18 protein-coding genes are annotated in these 19025 nt (G+C 35.7%); 1 reads left to right on the top strand and 17 read right to left on the bottom strand.

Features of this window, described 5'->3' with window-relative positions; all coding sequences use genetic code 11:
- Positions 1-372 precede the first annotated feature (372 nt).
- Positions 373-1137, top strand: coding sequence for an IS5 family transposase (locus KDU71_RS10980; protein ID WP_317195165.1), 765 nt, complete (start codon positions 373-375; stop codon positions 1135-1137).
- Positions 1138-1244: 107 nt separating this feature from the next.
- Here the strand turns inward: KDU71_RS10980 and KDU71_RS10985 are convergent, their stop codons facing one another.
- The 17 genes from KDU71_RS10985 to KDU71_RS11065 form a co-directional block, all read right to left on the bottom strand.
- Entirely contained in the window at positions 1245-2315 is a 1071-nt protein-coding gene (locus tag KDU71_RS10985) for a PCMD domain-containing protein (protein ID WP_212190758.1), read from the bottom strand.
- Between the two features lie 11 nt (positions 2316-2326).
- A complete protein-coding gene (locus KDU71_RS10990; protein WP_212190759.1) occupies positions 2327-2506 on the bottom strand; it encodes a hypothetical protein in 180 nt (59 codons plus the stop codon).
- Positions 2507-2635: 129 nt separating this feature from the next.
- Positions 2636-3082, bottom strand: coding sequence for a hypothetical protein (locus KDU71_RS10995; protein WP_212190760.1), 447 nt, complete (start codon positions 3080-3082; stop codon positions 2636-2638).
- A gap of 183 nt (positions 3083-3265) precedes the next feature.
- Positions 3266-3910 carry a DUF3299 domain-containing protein gene (locus tag KDU71_RS11000; RefSeq protein WP_212190762.1) on the bottom strand — a complete coding sequence of 215 codons (645 nt, stop codon included), beginning with the start codon at positions 3908-3910 and terminating at the stop codon, positions 3266-3268.
- Between the two features lie 7 nt (positions 3911-3917).
- Positions 3918-5204 (bottom strand): ABC transporter permease, encoded by a 1287-nt coding sequence (locus KDU71_RS11005; protein ID WP_212190764.1) that lies wholly within the window; start codon positions 5202-5204, stop codon positions 3918-3920.
- A complete protein-coding gene (locus KDU71_RS11010) occupies positions 5204-5917 on the bottom strand; it encodes an ABC transporter ATP-binding protein (RefSeq protein WP_212190766.1) in 714 nt (237 codons plus the stop codon). The genes KDU71_RS11005 and KDU71_RS11010 overlap by 1 nt, the downstream gene beginning before the upstream one ends.
- A gap of 163 nt (positions 5918-6080) precedes the next feature.
- Entirely contained in the window at positions 6081-6866 is a 786-nt protein-coding gene (locus KDU71_RS11015) for a hypothetical protein (RefSeq protein ID WP_212190767.1), read from the bottom strand.
- A gap of 41 nt (positions 6867-6907) precedes the next feature.
- On the bottom strand, positions 6908-8134 hold the full coding sequence (locus KDU71_RS11020; protein ID WP_212190769.1) for a DcaP family trimeric outer membrane transporter: 1227 nt from the start codon (positions 8132-8134) through the stop codon (positions 6908-6910).
- Between the two features lie 33 nt (positions 8135-8167).
- Complete coding sequence (locus KDU71_RS11025) at positions 8168-9049, bottom strand: hypothetical protein (protein WP_212190770.1); 882 nt, start codon at positions 9047-9049, stop codon at positions 8168-8170.
- A 72-nt stretch (positions 9050-9121) separates the two neighbouring features.
- The gene (locus KDU71_RS11030) at positions 9122-10588 is read right to left on the bottom strand and encodes a metal-dependent hydrolase family protein (RefSeq protein ID WP_212190772.1); all 1467 of its coding nucleotides are present in this window, start codon (positions 10586-10588) and stop codon (positions 9122-9124) included.
- A gap of 191 nt (positions 10589-10779) precedes the next feature.
- On the bottom strand, positions 10780-13494 hold the full coding sequence (locus tag KDU71_RS11035; RefSeq protein WP_212190774.1) for a LuxR C-terminal-related transcriptional regulator: 2715 nt from the start codon (positions 13492-13494) through the stop codon (positions 10780-10782).
- Positions 13495-14082: 588 nt separating this feature from the next.
- Complete coding sequence (locus KDU71_RS11040) at positions 14083-14403, bottom strand: hypothetical protein (protein WP_212190775.1); 321 nt, start codon at positions 14401-14403, stop codon at positions 14083-14085.
- A 307-nt stretch (positions 14404-14710) separates the two neighbouring features.
- Positions 14711-15136 (bottom strand): hypothetical protein, encoded by a 426-nt coding sequence (locus KDU71_RS11045; RefSeq protein ID WP_212190777.1) that lies wholly within the window; start codon positions 15134-15136, stop codon positions 14711-14713.
- Between the two features lie 31 nt (positions 15137-15167).
- Positions 15168-15938: a helix-turn-helix domain-containing protein gene (locus KDU71_RS11050; protein WP_212190779.1), complete on the bottom strand. Its 771-nt coding sequence runs from the start codon at positions 15936-15938 to the stop codon at positions 15168-15170.
- A 155-nt stretch (positions 15939-16093) separates the two neighbouring features.
- Entirely contained in the window at positions 16094-16381 is a 288-nt protein-coding gene (locus tag KDU71_RS11055; protein ID WP_212190781.1) for a DUF3853 family protein, read from the bottom strand.
- Positions 16382-16584: 203 nt separating this feature from the next.
- Positions 16585-17493, bottom strand: coding sequence for a hypothetical protein (locus KDU71_RS11060; RefSeq protein ID WP_212190783.1), 909 nt, complete (start codon positions 17491-17493; stop codon positions 16585-16587).
- Between the two features lie 11 nt (positions 17494-17504).
- A complete protein-coding gene (locus KDU71_RS11065; RefSeq protein ID WP_212190795.1) occupies positions 17505-18782 on the bottom strand; it encodes a site-specific integrase in 1278 nt (425 codons plus the stop codon).
- Positions 18783-19025: the final 243 nt, after the last annotated feature.

The following is a 19025-nucleotide window of genomic DNA, read 5'->3' on the forward strand; positions in this document are numbered from 1 at the left end:
TAGAAAAAAATAGTTTAAATACAAACATATATATCATTGGTAAATTGCGCGTTACAATACTAATTGGTACGACAGTGGGGCAAGCTTTTGTTTTAATTAGAAAGTTTGATCTTAATTGAGGCTTCTGCCGGTATTACTACCAAAATAGTTATAAGAACCAAAAATGAACCGCTGTTATACCAACTGGAAAGCCGCTTATTAATTCTTATTCTATCAATGATTCTTTGGTTCAGTTTATATCTATACAAAGAAGTTGTTTAAAGTCCTAAAGTAGAACAGATTAAATGATTTAATTAATTGATATTCTGATGATTAAATGGTATATTTAATAAATATTCATCAGGTGTTAAGTACTCAAATAATAAAAAAAACATAAGCCCATATTTAGCTTTTGGCAACTCATGGGACAATACTAAAGTTAAACTTCACCAAGTTGTCAAAGCGATCATATTTCGCCTTAAAACAGGCTGTCAGTGGCGTGAGATACCGATAAAGCAATTCTTTAGAGTAAAGTACAGTTGGAATAGCATTTATGCCCACTACCGCAAATGGTGTAAAGATGGTAGCTGGGAGAAGCTATGGCAAAGACTACTCAAAAAATATAAATCATCACTCGATATGTCATCAGTTCAACTAGATGGAACACATACACCTGCCAAACGAGGCGGTGAAGCAGTGGCTTACCAGGGAAGAAAAAAGTGCAAGACAAGTAATATGCTTATTCTTTCCGATAGTAAGGGTATACCAATTGCTTGTAGTGAGCCAATATCCGGTAACCATAATGATGCTTTTAATCTCACACAAAATTTTGATAGCATGGTTACATCATTAAAAGCATCAAATATAAGTGTCGATGGACTTTTCCTAAATGCGGATGCTGGTTTTGATACAGTATCATTTAGAAATTGTCTTTTCAAGCATGATATCTTTGACAATATTGATAACAATAAACGTAACGGTAAGAATGACGTTTCATTCTTGGATGAAGCTCTTTATAAACAACGTTTTGTCGTAGAAAGAACTAATGCTTGGCTAGATGCTTTCAAGGCAATTCTTGTACGTTTTGAAACCAAAAGTTCCCATTGGAAAGCCCTAAACATCATAGCCTTTTGCATTATTATTCTTAGACAACTTTAAACAACTTCAAAATTAAAAAACGTTATCACTTATAAGTTGAAAGAATGTTTAGTTATAGGAGTATTTTAATGGCGATTAATGCATGTTCTATTGGAAACATTCAATTATTATTCATACACCATTTCAATATCATCAATAATTAGCTCACTACCTTTTGCTCCTGCAAAATTTGCTCCATCAAAACTGGAAGAGGCTACAAAGGTTATATGTGTTGGTAACACAAATGTTGCTGAATCTTGGCTGACAAATCCATGCTCAACTGGCATCATGAATCCCGGGTAACTATTATCTAAATCTCCATACACAAATGGAATTTCCAGTGGTGAAAAATCGTCGTGCATTTCATCACTGCGAAACCATGCTGTAGCTAACCGCTGAATTTTACCTCCCTGACGAATTTCAAGTAAAGCGTATATATCACAGGCATCTCCATAATCAAGAATGTTTCCTTTTTTGTATTTGTTTTCTTCACCCGGATTATAAGAAAAGGTAAAGCGCAGTTTATCAGGACGACCTGTAAAGGGTGTGCCAAATTCAATAGCTGCTTGTGGATTGGCAGGATCAATCTTATCCGGATTAAATACACCAGTAAAAAGTGATCCAGCCGAAATAGGCGCACCAAATGTTCCGGCAAGAGTACCATTATCTAAAGTAATCATTTTTGCCGCCATATTATCATTTCCTAAATCGTTAGGAATAGTTGCTAGTTTGTTGAGAATCTGAGCCCCCCGATTTCCGGTCCCCCAAATCGTACTTTTTGCATCCAAACCTGGTTCATAATATTGTGATGCAGTTTTATACCACAGATTTAAATTGCCATTATCAAGTTGTGGAGTTGTAGAAGCAACAAAAGCCCTGATTTTCCATCCGTAAATAGTTCCATCTTCTGAAGTTACATTAATTTGTGCTTCTTCATAGAGGTTTAAAATATTGCCTACAGTTTTGTCGGAACTTGCAAATGATGAAATCTCAAAAGATTGGATAGTTATATTAGACAACTCAACTCCTCCCGGGATCTCAATCGTAACCAATAAGCTATCAGTAGATATTTTAGCGTTACCGGATTGATTACTTACAACGATATGTTTTATGTTTCCATAGGGAGAAAGACCAAAGTAATCCTCTCTTACACAGCAAGTCAAAGTTAGTGTAAATAGTATTAAATATAAAGATCTCATTCTTAAATGTATTATCTTCTGTTTGCACCAAAATAATAAGCTAATCCTAGTTCCAGTGATAAAATATCAATATCGAAGTCCACATTTTGCCTAATTACTCTTGATTCATTTTCTCCGTTCACTATCTTCTCCGTCGCTTGCAGCTCATATCCTAAAACATTTAATTGTACCTCAAATGCGAAGTTTTCCATCGCGAAAAAGGTAATTCCGGGACTTAATCCAATCCTGAAATTATGTTCTTTGATAAAACTCTTTTCAACTTCATCCAGATTTTTAGTATTTCGCGTTAATGTGTTACCGGCATCAAATGTGAATCCGATCTACGTAAAAAAACTTAAGCGTTCATTAGCTGTCAATGGGACTGAAGAGCGAAAATTTGGAGTTATTGCAAAACCTCTTGTAAAAGAATTTGATTGCAAAGTATCTGGCTCTCTGAAAATAGCTCCTACAAACTTATTCTGATAATAGTTAATATTAACTCCGACCATCCCATATTCACCTGCATAATAACCTCCCTTAAGAAGAATGTTATAGTTTAAACGTTCCCCATCTATTATTTTCTGAATGAGATAATCTGTATTTTGCATTTTCTTATCTTCTATGGAAAAAGCAAAGCCAAGATATATGTTCTTCTTTTTAAATGGTCTAAAATCTTTATTGTAATAGCTAGACATAAGTTCATAAGGAGAATATGTACTGTCAGATTGCGACCAACAAACTAAATAGAATAGAGTAGAAAGGATAATTAAAAAAATCTTCAGATTCATTTCTTAATTATAAGTTATTAAACCTTTCATTTCTGAAATCGTGTATCTGTAAAACTTTATCTAGTTAATTGTAATAAAAATCTTTGAGATTTCATGAGAATAATCGATTAACCTTTAAAGTCTGGGAAAAAGCCATTTGAAACAAAACAATCTTTTCACAGAAAAGTCTTCTATAATTAGAGACTAGAGCACTGTTATTTTGCCATTCATAATACTATATCCTGATGAGATGTTATCTGTTCCGTCAACTAGATACAGCTCAGATGTTTTACTTTCTATTTTAAGAACACCCTCCACAGTTACGGCAATAAAACGAGAATTAACTTCAAGTCCTTCTTTTGCTGTCAGAAATATTAATTGATTCTTAGGCGGAGGTGGGGTATGGATGCATGCCCCAACCCATGGAACTAATAAAAACTCTGTTACCTTATTATTGACATAATTCAAGGGTAATAAGTAGCCAGAGATCTTGATACTCTTCAAGTTTAAAGCGTTATTCACCTCTTCAGCCTGCTTTTTTCTCAGTTCAGCTATCTTGTATCGAATGGCTAATAGGCTATCAACATTTACCTGTTCGCTTGTTAATAACGCTACCAAACTATCTTTTACAGCCATTTCTTGCGAACTTAATCGTTTTTCAGAGTTATTCTCCAATGCTCTGAGTTTAGCTACCTGACTTAAATTATAAAGCTGATCATAGCTTAAAAGCTTAAAGGGATCACTAAACTCTATATGTGAAATCAAATCAGTCCAAGAAATATCTTTTGCATTTTGAGCGCTTGTCAATATATTAACTACAAATAACAAAAGTAAAATTAGTTGTCTCATATTAAATTTATTTTTTAACGACTAAACTAACGGCCATAGAGTTTTTATAAGACTTATATGCCGGAATTAAACCTATGATACCTCCCAGCAGGAGTAATAGCATCAGTAAAAATATCTCATTTAAACTAAACCAACCTATAGAAATCAAAACTCCCAGCTGCTTTGTTAAAATTGGTTTAAATAGATACAAACCGGCATATAAAAGAGAAATACCAGTAATAATACCCAAACAAATAATGCCAAATGACTCCAATAATATTAAACCGAAAATATGTTGCGATTTTGCCCCTGCCGAACGGAGAATGGATATTTCACGAATTCTGTCACTTAAGCTGATCATAATGGTGGTAAAAACGCCAGCCATGGCTATAATAAGAACCAAGATTGATATAATTATTAATGTTTGTTCAATTGGTTTCACGATTTCCCAAAGCTCCAATAGAGTTATTACTGGCATTATGGCTGTCAGTGGCTCATTAGTATATTCGTTTATAGTTCTTTGCAATGATAATAGACTAGATTTAGACTTAACACCCAATAAAAAGCTACTTAATGCTTTCGGATTTTGCAATTGTGTTTCATGATGATGAGCATGCCCTGCGTGATTGTGCATTCTATCCAAATCATTAAATACATCATGGCTATTACTATAAAAATGTGAATGGATGGCATCCAAAGTATATATAGACACAAATATACTTTGGTCAACGGGTGTTCCTGTTGTCTCAAGAATACCTGCTACTTTAAATGGCTCATCCTCATGCCTAACAAATTCGTCATGTCCCATCCCATGGGTGACCACCATATTATCCCCAACTGTATACCCCAGATCTTTGGCAGCTTTAGCTCCAAGAACACATTCATATCCATGTACACATGCTTCCCCCCTATTAACCTGTAGATTTAATTTCCCACCATATTCATAATGTTCAAAAAACTGTTCAGTTGTTCCAACTACTGAAAACCCTTTATGAGAATCGCCAATAGAGATCGGAATTGACCATTTTACATCTTGTCGGGTTGAAAAATATTCATATGTCTCCCAGCTTACATTTTGGCTGGGATAGCCTATGTGGAAAATACTCGATAACAAAAGAGGAACATTACCCGAACGCGCACCTACAATCAAATCTGTACCTGAAATAGAACTGGTAAAACTCTCTTCAATAGTAGAGCGTAACCGTTCAACACCTAATAATAATACCACGCTTAATGACACAGATATTAAGCTTAAAATTAAAGTGGCTTTACGATACCTTATACTTTTAAAAGCTAATTTAATAAGCACACTCATTACTGACCTCCAATATTAGTTGTTAGTAGCTCTTTAATACTACCATTCTTTAGTTCAATAACCTTCGTAAAATATTTGGTAAACCGTATATCATGACTCACAAATAATAAAGTTGTTTGCTTTCTTGTACATTCTTTCAACAGTAAGTTGATAAAAGCTTCCTGGGCATCTTCATCAAGTGAGGACGTAGGTTCATCTGCAATAATTAATTCGGGACTGCCTAATAACGCCCGACAGGCCGCCACCCTTTGTTGTTGTCCAACACTTAACTCAGTAGCGGATTTATTTAAAAGATCTGACCCCTCAAGTCCAACAACCTGTAAAAGCCTTTTTGCCTCTTCTTCAGGCTCTATGCCGGTGTTCTTAATCCGTTGAAGCCTTTCGTTTGAGAACTGTATGGGTAACATAACATTGTCTAATACCGATAAATAGGGAACCAGGTTAAAGGTTTGAAATATATAACCCATGTGATTGGCTCTAAACACATCCCTATGAGAAGGCTTTAAAGCATTAATAGTCTGATCAAGAACTTTAATAGTGCCATTTTTAGGAACAATCATGCCTGAAAGCAAATTGAGTAAGGTGCTTTTTCCACTGCCACTGGAGCCTTTAAGAAAAACTCGTTCACCTCTGGTTATATGCAAGTAGTCAATATTTAGTAACTCTTTATCACCATCTTTCCATTTATATGAAAGGTCTTTTATTTCTACCATAAAGGCTTTCGATTTTATTAGTACATACAACAACATTAAAACAGCGGTCTCACATCTCCTTCGCGCAATAAAATTTTACGTTGGGTAATCAACTACTTGTAACATTACACATACAATCTCTGTTGTGAGGCGATTCTCATTGGTTGTATCTAGTGCTCCAAAACTAATATTGTATGTCATTGTTTTTTATGAATTCCTTTTTTAAAAAAGGCGGTGTAAAAATAATGATGCCAAATTCAAAACCCGAGGCGGAACTACCATCAAAACAAGAACCATAGGAAATGGCAGGGATAATATAATCATTCGGTTCCCATCGTAATCCCACCTTATATTCAGTCTTTGAACTAATTTCTCCTTCTATTCCATAAACTTCAGCAACTATACCTGTCCGAGGAATGATCTTATAAATAGCCACTCTTGTTGACCAGGTGAATCCCCAAGCTTTCTTTTTATTACTCCCATAATCAAAATCAACCAATGCACCCGGCATAATATCCCACGAAATAGCATTATTAAATAAAGGGAATGTAATTGGAATAGCTGTCCAATAGTTCTTATGAAAGGCTGAATAACCACTTTGATTATAATAACCCGGAGCTCGACCCACACCCAAGAACATTGCCGCACCACCTGTATTAGCATCATTAACCCAAAACATGTATTTACCAAAAATATTGGTACTGAAATGTTGTGGTGAATTTGCTTTTTTATCTTCCCAAAAAAGTGCTGATGAGAAATTTAACTCAAACTTAGGGAGTAAGCTAAAAGTAGCATACATGGCAGAGTTGCGTTCTCCAGTTGATAAAACAAAGGTACCGGTCCCATGGGGCATGGTCAGATAATTATCAGAGTTAAATTGTTGAGACAAAACTTCATTTCCGGTTATTGGTAATAATACAATAGTGATAAATAATATGATTACCAGCTGTTTGGAACGGTTAGATAACATAGGTTGCACTATAATAATTATTCTTAGTCTACTGATATATTTTAGAACGCATACTTTATCATGGCTTGAATTCGTGAAGCATTTCCTTTTGCATTATCAATGTTATTTCTGTTACCCCATGCATATTCAATACCTGTCATGGCACTTGCATCAATTGTCCACATAATATTGGCATGCCCCATTAAGCCTTTCTTCAAAGTATCATCCGGACGAAAATCTAGGCGGCCTCTGTTAAACTGGGCAAGCGCAAAGTTAGCAGAAAAAGACTTTGATAACTGATAGCCACCACCTACTGCTAGGGTAATTGCCTCATCCAAATGTAAATCTCCTGATGGAGTGAGTACAGCTCCTTGTTCTGAACCCGTAAATATTAATATCTGACTAGCCATTCCACGATTATAGGAGGCGTGCCAGGTGGCATAGAATCTTTGAGTTATTGTTTGACGGCCATTAAAGACCGCACCCCAGGATAAGGCGGTGGCGGTGGGCCCCTGCTTTCTGCCATACCAACGTAATTGTTCCACCTGGGCGCCAAACATTAGCATGCCATTATCTCTGTTATTACTCAGTCGGGCCGAGAACACCGGCAAAACCGGCATAATCTCCCCTGCTTGTTCATTTGGGTTGTATATGCCATCAATCTCAGGCATCTCCAGTGACACACCATACTGCCAATGCTCTTTAAAATTTTGTTCCCAACGTATTTGAACAGATCTTCCTCCAAATAAGGCATCTCCAGCAGAAAAATCCATAATAAATGGGAAAACTCGCAAATCAGAGAGGTTGGTCCATGTCTGGCCAATAACAAGGTTACCATATTTAACAAAGGCATGTCGCAAGCGAGGTTGTCCCGACTTTAATGATTCATCAAAAAAATCGAATTCAATAAAGAATTTAAGAGAGCGACCTAAGCCAGTGGTGCGTCTGATGTCTAAATTAAAACGTGTTTCACGAACGTGCATATTAAAAAACGGACCTGCATCAGCTTCTGGGGTTCCTTCTACCGGTATTTGTCCAATCAATAGCTGATTGCGTGAGCCTGCACCATTAAAATCATAGATGGCATCAATCCTGAAGTACCCACCTATTTTCATATATAAATCGGTGCCAGGTAAATTCCAGGCACCTGGAAAATTCTTGGTCATCAAACTATCCTCTTCGCTTCCTCTAAGTTGCGAATAGGGATTTTGTGCCAACACATTGAGTGAGGCACTTATTGTAGTTAGCACAACTATTAATGAGGAAAATAAAATACGATTGTACTTCATTATATGAGCTTTATTATAATTTTCACCTAACTGTTACCAAGGCAGAGGAACTACGGGTGCAACAGTAAATCTAATCTGATGTTGAGGTCCAAATGCATCTGGGCGAGCAACGTAGTACCAGTACTGTAAACCTAAACGAATAGGCATTTTACCGGCTTTAAGCACTTTTTGTGCACCAGTAGCAATTGGAAAAGTAAATTTATTTCCATCTGTGCCATTATGATTGTAGGAATAAGTCGGTGTGGCATTTATCTGCCATCCATTCTTCAGGTTTATAGTGTAAAAATATTGCCCTGCTGTAACACTGGCATTAGCCGAACCACTGGCCGCAATCCAAAAATCATCAGGTGTTACTGTAGTGGATGTAGCGTCAGGATCACTCGGGTCACCCACTCCCCAGGCATGACTTATGATAATCCCAAGTGCACCAAAACTTGTTAATTTAGCTACCATAAACTCAGGACCTAGAGTCACTTGACTTGATCTCAATGCTTTATTGGTTGCTGTAGGAAACCCTCCAAATACACCAGCCAAGGTTATCCACTTCGATGGCCATGTTTTACCAATAGCAATATCCGCACTTATATTGCCCAATCCACCTTTCGATTCAAAATCACTGGATCCGATAACCGGCTGGGATAAATAGATTGGTATGAGTGGTCTTACGTATAGATTAAGGCCTTCAGACACTGGTATGGGCAAAGAAGGCTGAAAGTTCAGAAGAAAGGCATTTTGATTATTGGCATCGGGTATATCTCCACTATAATGGATATAGTCAATTGGAAACAGCATTTGGCCCAATGTAGCATTGGGGTTCGCTAATTTCTTTGCTAAATCAGAAGCACTTTCTTCCTCCTGGGCAAAACCTATTATGCTAAGAGAAAATATAATTGAAAATAAAAGTGTCTTTTTCATTTTGATTTATATAATTAGGTAAAAAAATGGGCGTAAAGTACATCACACCCATTCATTAATAATATGTCAAAATTATTTGGTGGTATTTTTATACACCTTGCCGTCTTTTATAATTACTACAAAGTTTTTTTCTGGATCTCCAACCAACTCGAGGTTCTTTAGCGGATTACCATCAACAAGGATTAAGTCGGCATAAGCACCTTCCTTTACAACTCCAAGCGAACCTTCCTGGTAGGGATGACGAGGGCCACTCATTTCCAGAAGTCGCGCATTTTCTGATGTGGCAATTTTTAATACTTCGTAAGGAGTAAACCATTCTCCCAAACGAACTAAATACAGACTCTGCTGATAAGCCTTCGAAGCATCTAATAACTGATCGGTACCAAAGGCAATATTTACCCCAAACTTTTTTGCTCTTGGGTATAAATCTGCCACAGCATCAGTAACTTGCTTATACTTGGCTGCACTAATTGGATTTGCCCAAACCATATCCTCTTCTTTCATGGCCTGAGGGCTCAGCCAGGCACCTTTTTCCTTCATTAACTTAAGGGTTTCATCTGACGCAAAAAAGCCATGTTCAATACACATAACACCTGCTTCAACAGAAGCGCGTACTCCTCTGTCAGTCATCACGTGAGATGCCACATAAGTATTATAGTTAGTTGCTTCTTCAACTGCTGCTTTTACCTCAGCAATAGAATATTCACTTACATCCAGTGGGTCATAAACAGAAGACACACCACCACCTGTGCAAATCTTAATCTGCGTAGCTCCATATCTAAGAATATCTCTGGTTCTTAGTTGTACTTCTGCCACGCCGTCTGAGGTCATCCCCATCATGTTGCGCTCCCAATAACTCATGATATTTTTATCTCGAGGAGAATCGAGCTTACTGTAAAAATCAGCATGCCCGGCAGTTGGACTCATAAAAGGGCCTGATGGTAGGATTCGATGACCTGGAAATTCACCTGCATCAATTAGTTTTTTTATAGCAAAAGGATTTCCTCCCATGTCTCGTACGGTTGTAAACCCTCGCAAAAGGGTTTCTTCTGCACCTTTCATACTAATGATAGCCACTTCCGCCATATCACCCCGGTTTGCCAAAAGAATTGTTGCTGGTGTATAAGCATAAGTAGTATGCCAGTGTGCATCTATTAGGCCCGGTATAAGCGTACGGCCTTCACCATCAATTTTGGTTACCTTTACCTTTTTCTTTGTGTTTTTTTCAGGCTCGTACACCATTACGGTTTTTTCGCCACGGTCTGAAAAATCATTGGCATAGGCACCAGGCATAGCTTTTAACCCACCTGTTTTTACGTCAATTTCGTAGGCATCGGCAATTTTAATATTCTTATCAATCTTTTTAATCAGATTCTTGACTACTAGAACGTCATAGCCTTCCAGCAGTTTTTCGTTGACACCATCAAATATATTGACATTGGTAATTAACGTGACCGATTCATCTTGAGCATGAGCACTGAAACTCATTACTACAAGCATAAGCACTGATAATCTCAGAGTTACAACTTTTACTTTCATAGAAATTAATGTTTGATCAAAGTTTGACATAAATTTAAAATACAGAACATTTTTGCTTAAACTCTTAAAAGAGAGTCGTAATAAGGCTTCTGTTAGTTGTTAAATTCAAATTTACAACATATTTATCCATTTATCTATAAAAGTTGAGTGGACAAAAAGTAGACATAATTGCGTATTTTAAGTTGATTACGCTACTTAGTATTATCAACTTTAAAAAGTCCGACCTCAATTGCTTTGTAAATAGCATCTGAGCGATTATTTACACCTAGTTTTTTATACATCCTGTATAAAGATTTCTTAACAGAATCGGTGGTGATGCCTATTTCCTGTGCAATTTCCTTATTTTGAAAATTATTGTGAAGCATTTTCAACAAATTTACTTCATTCATGGTGATTTTTACTTTCCCAGACTGCGGGTTAATAAAAGAGTCTTTAGCTATGCTTTTCTCAGCAAATCGCTTGTCAATATTTTCTTGCAAAAAGGCATTATGAACAACTTCAAAATAAGGGTGCGTAAACCCGTGGTAAATGTAATTTTCAATCAGGGTTTGCATTTGAGTACCAACATCCAGAAAATTGCGAACCACTCCCTTTTCATAAGAAAAATTAAGGGCTTCAATAAAGGCAGCCATGCATTTATGATGATCACCAATAAGGAAAAATAAGAGTGCCTGTAATGGTTTGGCTGCAAGCAAAAGGTTAATACGGTTTGTTCTGATTCCGAAGTCAATCAATTGGTCTAATTCTTTTTTAGCTTTTTGCAGTTTGCTATTTGTTCGTAAATACAGCCATAACTTTATTTGTGTCAGTTGAGGAAAGAATGCGAAACAATAAGGGGGGAAGGGGTTAAAGTCGGCTTCTGCACTTAATTTTCTAGCCATTTTAATATCATTATTAATAAGGCATACATCTGTTTCAAATGCCTTAACAATTGATAATATGGGCGTTTGTGGATAGTTACTTGCAAATTCGTTTAATTGGTTCATTACTGTTTTTAGTTCTGAACGTTTTCCAAGTGCATTAAGAACAAATCCTTTCGTAATTAGAAAATTAAGCCCCCAGATTGGGCGGCCCATGTAAATGTATTTATTAAGATCAATGCCAGATATATTTGCTTCAGATAAATCATTCTTTAGGTATGAAGCTGTTTGGTAAAAGTAATGAGCATATATTTTTGATACGTAAAGATTACTGTTTTTCGACAAAGCGATGCACTTTTTTGCGAAACCTCTAGTTCCATCAATGTCTCCATTAAAAGCATTTAACATGGCTTTTAAGGCGAATAAACGCATCCGCTTATCATTATCTGAAAAAGGAATTGCATTAAGCACGTTCTTACATTCAGATTCAGCTATGCTCTGTTGGTTTTTAGTCTGGAGTGCCAGCAGTTTAAGGAAAAAAGCAACATCTCTCACATAACTTGCTTCAGAAGGTAATTTGTTTAACGCATCTTGACTCAGAGCTATACATTCATCAATTTGTTCGGTCAGATACATTAGTGAAGCATGAGCTACTTTCACCTCAGCCCACCATCTGGCTTTATCACCTGTTAAGGTTTTTTTATACGGAGTACATTGGCTAAATAATTCACTATCCTTCTGCATAGCTACATAATCGGCATTACTATCGTGGAAAAAGATTCTGGTTGCCAGTATTTCAGGTTCATTTTGCTGCCATTGTTCAGGGACAAGGGTCAACCATTTTTGCAATCTTGTAAACTGGTCTTTATTCAACAATGAATGCTTATATTTTTTAAATAGACCAACTACATACTTAACATCATTGGCTTCAATGCCATGCTGGATGGCTTTATCAATATTTTGATTTTGCTCATAAAACAATCCAGCTTTTTTATGCATGCCTTGTATCTCAACCTTGGTTTTTGTTTTCTTTAATAATTCGGACAGAAAATCGAAATAGTAATGATGATATCTATACCAATTACCATCTTCATCTAAGGAAATAATAAACTGTGAGGAAGTAACTAATTGTAGGAAGTGTGTTTTTAAATCATTGGGTTTATAATTCGTTTTTTCATTGATTAAGATTGCTTTAAGAAATTCTAAACTAAAGGAAGTGGAAATAGCAGAAACCAACATCAGTTTTTGCACAGGTTTTGATAATACAGCAATTGTTTCCTGTAGCAGGTATTCTTTAAAGTGAGATTTATTTAACTCAAATTTATATTCAAGCGTGTCAGAATTATTCTGATTTGAACAATACAACAAAGCCATCTTCACACCTATAACCCATCCTTCGGTGTAGTTTAATATTGTTTGAGCAACATCTGGCTTAATGCTTCTGTAATGAGTTGATTGTGATAATACTTCTAATTCTTCGTTATTTATTATTAGGTCCGTTACACCAATTTCTTTTAATTCACCAAATGAAAGTTGCTTGCTAATATTAATGTCAGGTTTTTTTCGTGATATTAAAACCAAATGTACTTTAGGACTTGGACTGTGTATCAAGGTCTCGACAAACCTATTTATTTGAGGGTCGGAAATTAAATGGTAATCATCAAATACTAAAATGAATTCCTCATTTACATTACAGAATTCATTAGTTATATAGTCTGCTATTACTTTTTCGGGAGGTAGGTCCGAATTGATATTAGCAGATACATATCTATTGAAAATGCCGGGTAATTTTTTGGATAAACCATACAATAAGTGCCGGAAAAAACTATCTGCTGCATTGAGGTCATCATCAATAGAGAGCCAACAATAGTATTTTGAGGAAGACTCTAACCACTGGCTTACCAAAATGCTTTTTCCGTATCCGGTAGGTGCTATTACAAGTGTTGCTGTTTTATTAACATTGTTCTCAATGATTGAAGATAATCGGTTTCTGGTAATTATATCGTTGTTAATCTTTGGCCTGTGAAATTTTGTATTTTGAATCATAATTTTGTTAGGTTCTGTGGCAATTGTGTATAATGGTAGTGTGGTCTTATGTTTTAAGTCAAAATTTTTGACAAATTTATGCTTAAAATTAAGAGATACTTTTTATTCTCCAAACAGCTAAATCAGGTAAATAATGATGAGCTGTTGTAAACTTTAAGAGTTTTTATTTGCTACTAGGATTCAGCTTTCTTATGCTCCTTATCCTTTCTTGAAGTTTGATTTTTAATTTGCATTCGTTAATGTAGGCGTTGTTCTGTATTGTCTAAATAATTGTCAGATGGTGTTAGCTATCTAACGCTTCATGTCAATACTAATTATGGTAGTAATTGTTAAATGCTAAGCTGTTACGTAAATCATCCAGGCAGAAATAGTTGTTTTGTTTAATTGTATTCTTCATCATCCTGTGATACCACTCAATCTTGCCTTGAGTCATGGTATGATATGGTACTCCCCTGACATGCCTCATGCCAAAATATTCTATTAATTTTGCAACTCATGCAAAATATAGGATGAACTATTGTCCGATAATATACTAGACCTTTCAATCTTCGTGCAATCCGGTTGTTGTCAGAGCCTTATTTATGAAAATTACATTACTAGCCAGACTTTTTTAGGCATGCGTTTTTCAAAATTTAACTCTGACACCAATTGCCTTAGGCCGATGTTCAAAATCTTCAGAAAGTTTACTTCATTAATATTGGCTTCATTCTTGGTACTGCCAGTTAATAGGTATTTGCTGACTTCTAGAAAATCTTTCCTCCGTTTACAGTATAAATTGGCGTTAATTTCTTCTATAAGGCGCAGTTCAGCGATTCTTATTTCGTCTCGTGCTATTTCCTCAATATTGTGCTGGTTTTGAGCATTTATAGCGCTTTTGTCGCGAAAAGTTGATCCAAATGATGTTCGCATTTCTTGATAATATCAAGAATATCTTCAATAGAGATGGTTCCCTTTATGGTAATTTACACATTTCCAATACACTTATCTATGAGATTATTCGTTGAATTATTCAGTCAATAATTTGGTGAAGCTGTGAAATTGTCCTTATTCTTTCGAATTTGATAATTGACTTTTGCCAGTCATTTTTCTGGGTATTATTGTACATCTGAGCGTTTGGCTTCGAACTCTGATGTGCGTAATAGGCAATTTTACTTCATATAGTGCTGTTTTTTACAAAGCGGAGAAGATGCCAGCTTTGTTGTTAATTCTAAATATGTTATTTATCTCTTTCTAAAATAAAGCGAGTAAGCTGGTCATTATTTAAAATTATGTCACCTCTATCTTTCATATAGACCATTGTCCACTCACCTATAGTCATAATATCCATTTGGCCATAGAATTGTCCATATCTACCAGAGCTAAATTTTCTAATCATATCAGCTAGCTCTGAAATTGTTATACCATTGCATCGCATTAGAATATTCAAAGCGCATGTACTAAGTTGTATTTCATTTAACTTTGCATCTTCCTTAATGTTTAGTAAATCGCAAAAGTTAATCAGATATGCAATTACAAAATTTTTTGCCACTCCTTTCCCGTAAATCTTGTCAATTTCGCATAATCTAATGGCAGAAGAATAAATTAACTCTTCTTGTGGTAAGTGGCCTTTATGCTCAATTATGCGAGTATAGTTGGCCGCCATAAAGAAGCTTGTGACAGTTGGGAATCTCTGCTTATAATAGTCTATCATCCATTGCCGCGACGCTGGCAAGGAGGTTTTGTTTTGCTTGTTCTGTGCGGGTAAGCTTTGGTTCTTCAGTTCTATTAGCTGATTTTTGACTTCTGTTTTTATTTGTTTCATGGCTTGTCGCTTTTGTTTGATTGAAAGAAGGTGAACAAATTATCCAGTTTTTTGCAGCCGATTTCCAATTCTGCATTTTACTACTTCCCATCATCCAACCATTCCCTGTATAATGGTTCGTGAATTTTTCAGCTTCTACCTTTGAACTTACATTTTCTAAAAAGAAAGAAATAATGGTTTCAAGTGAGGGAGGGGTAAACTCTCCATTTTCATTATTAACCTTATTCTCCTTATTAACCTTATTGTTAGTGTCGGTTTGATGTTGGTTTGATGTTGGTCTGTTGCCCGTTTGATGTTGGTTGTTTTGATAATGGTCGTAGTTAACAATTGTTAGAATGCTAGTTAGCTTGCTATTTTGTTGACTTATCATGCCATCGCTTTCTAACTCATTTAAGAATCGTTTAACCTTATCCCTTGACCATCCCCACCTTTCTGCAAGTGTTTTCTGAGACCAGCCAAGTTGTCCTCTTGCCAATGGTACTCTAATGCCTCTGACTCGTATATAGCCCGCAGAGTGATTTGTCAGTAATATCATATCAACCCAGGCCTGACCTCTGGTGAATTTTTCAGAAAGCCACAATGAAGAAGAAGTAAGGGTTCTATGCACGCTCACCCATCCGTTAGAATTATTTATAACTGACATGTATTAGCTAAAAAATGATTGGTATATTTTGGATAGTGGCGGCTCTACTGAACTCATAAATGGAGTAACTAATATTTGCGAGCTTGCTATCAGCTTGTTCAATGCCTGAGTTATGCTTCCATTCAAAGAACTGATTTAGGTTGTTAACATCCATATTACCTCCCTCTACATTGATTAAACAACTCAATAGCCTTATTCTTGTCTACAATTATTTTTCGCCCATTCTGCATTACGGCATCCTTAAGAATGGTGTCTTTATATCGTTGTGCAGTGGCGTGCGAGACATTGAATAATCTCCTAATACCAGACAAGCCATAGACATAACTTTTCTCTTCATTATTTATAAAACTCTCCTGTTTTAATTCCACTTCGGCTCTTTGTCCAATCAGTGCCTTTAATTCCCCAACTGTAAGCATTACAATTGGAGTTTCGTCATTATACATCTTTACTAATTTTTATTGAATTAATAATTAGTACACTAGCATACTTTAATTAATCAAATTTGATGCTACGAAACTATAATCGAACAAAGCATAAAAAAACCCACGCAAGATTGGGTTTACGTGGGGTCAGTTGGGGTTTTTCAGAAAAATCACCTCATATCAATCACATTATGAGATATATGACTATCATTTCTTTTGTGGGGTCACTTTATTGGTAAACAATACTCAAATGATAAAAGATCACTTGCTTTGTCTTTAAAATGCAAATTATACTGCGTTTTAAAGAATTCATCAAGAGGCGTATTGACATTGTTCTTTGGATTGTGATTATTAGTCATTTTTCCTTTTCCATTATCAAAAACTGTATTTGCTTTTGCCACATCTAACTTAAATATGTTCGCAACACGAAAGATATCAGTATGCGTTCCATTAAAAGCAATCTTCTTCGAGCTTCTTCCGCTCAAGTATTTATAGACTGCCAATTCCTTTAATTGCCTCCTGGATACATCCATTATTTTATTTTCCCTGCAATAATTATCAAAAGCTTCAATGAACTTGCATTCACTGTCATTTAACATTTGTGTTATTCTATTTTCGGTGTATCCAATAACACCACATACATCTTTAAATGTTACTTTTTCTGCCTTTAAACTTTCAAATGGATTAAGTTCAATATCAACTCCTAAAATAGACCTGTAGAAATATTGAACATTGTCAGATATTTCTTCCACAACACAAAAAAAATCATCGATATACTCTTTGATTATTATATATATATCATTATCAGGATTATCCGAAACTTTAGCATCTACCCGTCTTGAGCATCTTATAAGATGAACTAACACATAGATTAAGTCTGTCTCAATTCTTTTAATATAAATATCTTCAACCACCTCTCTGCCTCCCTTAGATTGGAGAGAAAAAAAGATTGTCTCTAAGGCTGAAAGTATCGCAGTTGGGTCACAATCATCGATATCATAAATAAATTCTTCATTTTCAATCCGTCTAGAAAGCTCCTCGAAATTGTCAGATTTAATCTCTTCTTTCATCATATCGATTATTAAAAGAAGAATTTCAATGCTCTTATTTATTTCATTTATTGCATTATACATTATGAATTAATTTAAAAGTTAATATACTTATCTACCATATTGTCAACATCCTTGCTAACAATATCAATATATGGCTGCATCGCCTTATAATCGGAGTGACCTGTGATTTTCATAACAGCATGGGCTGGCATCCCATTCAATAGAGCATTACAAATAAATGTTCGTCGACCGGTATGAGTACCTACCAAACTGTACTTTGGATAGGTGTTCTCAATCCTTCTATTCCCAACAAAATCAATAGCAGTTACTGGCTCATTGATTTGCGCTAATTCACAAAGCTCCTTTAGGTAATCATTCATACGCTGATTGGAAATAACGGGCAGGGCCTTCTCATCCTTAAAATGAAATTCCTTGTATTTATCAATCAACTCTATCGCTTTTGAGTTAAGTTTAATACTTAACTTATCAGTTGTCTTCTGGGTTACTATCTCAATCTTACCCTTCTTGATATCATGCTTTTGTAGTTTATACACATCAGAATAGCGCAATGATGTATAACAGCAAAACAAGAACACATCTCTCACTCGTTCAAGGTATTGTTTAGATTCCGGAATCTTATAATTGCGCACTAAATCCAGTTCGGCAGAACTTAAATAGATAACCTGCTTATCAGCTGTTTTTAACTTCGGTTTAAAGCCTTGATAGGCATTATTGTTGGTGTGATTTTTTTCTACTGCCCACTTGAGAAACCACTTCAAAAAGCCAAGTTGCTTTTTTATCGTAGTATTCTTCATTTTTCCTTCCTTACGCAGATATTCAACAAGGTCGGTCAATTTCTCTTCATCCAGCTTATCCAGATGTAGCTTTTTGTCGAAATTCACTAAGTGCTTCTTAAGAGATTTGAATTTCGTATAGGTGGGCTGCATCCAATCATTTTGTTTGCCTCTCTCTTTGACAAATAGGTCATATAATTCAAAAAAGCTCAATTCTTGCTCGACTTCCTGATGCTTAACATTTTTCTTCCGAGAAAATTCTTCAGCAAAGTCTACCTTGAGCTTCTCAAGGTCTATCTCTAATCTTTCAATCTGATGTTTAAGAGAGAAGTTATCGAGAAAGCTTTTCTGTAATGCAAGCTTTGAGTTGATAATATTGTATGGTTCCTTTTGTTTATTATGGTATCCCTGCAACACTACCTGACCTTTTTCATCCCATGCTTTCGCATCAATACGATAACCCGTTGACAAGGTAATGCGTTGCCCATTGTGATTAACTGCAATTCGGATTGGCACGTTCTCTATAATTATCTCGCCATCCTTTTTACGCTTTTCTAATGACAGTTTATATCTCATTTTGTGTGTAAAAATGTTACACGCAATTTTACACGCATTATTTGAGATATCAAAGTATATTTTGATAAATTTAATTAAATGCCAAATTTTATTAATACCCACTATTAAAGGGATATATGAGGTAGTCTTAATGCTATCAAAATTCTAGGTTCGAGAGCCTCTCTCTCCGCTGACTGCGAAAGCAATTTAAAGTAAAACCCTGTAAGTCAACGCTTATAGGGTTTTTTTTATGCGCAATATTTT

The organism is Carboxylicivirga sediminis, from assembly GCF_018156225.1.
GTDB lineage: Bacteria > Bacteroidota > Bacteroidia > Bacteroidales > Marinilabiliaceae > Carboxylicivirga > Carboxylicivirga sediminis.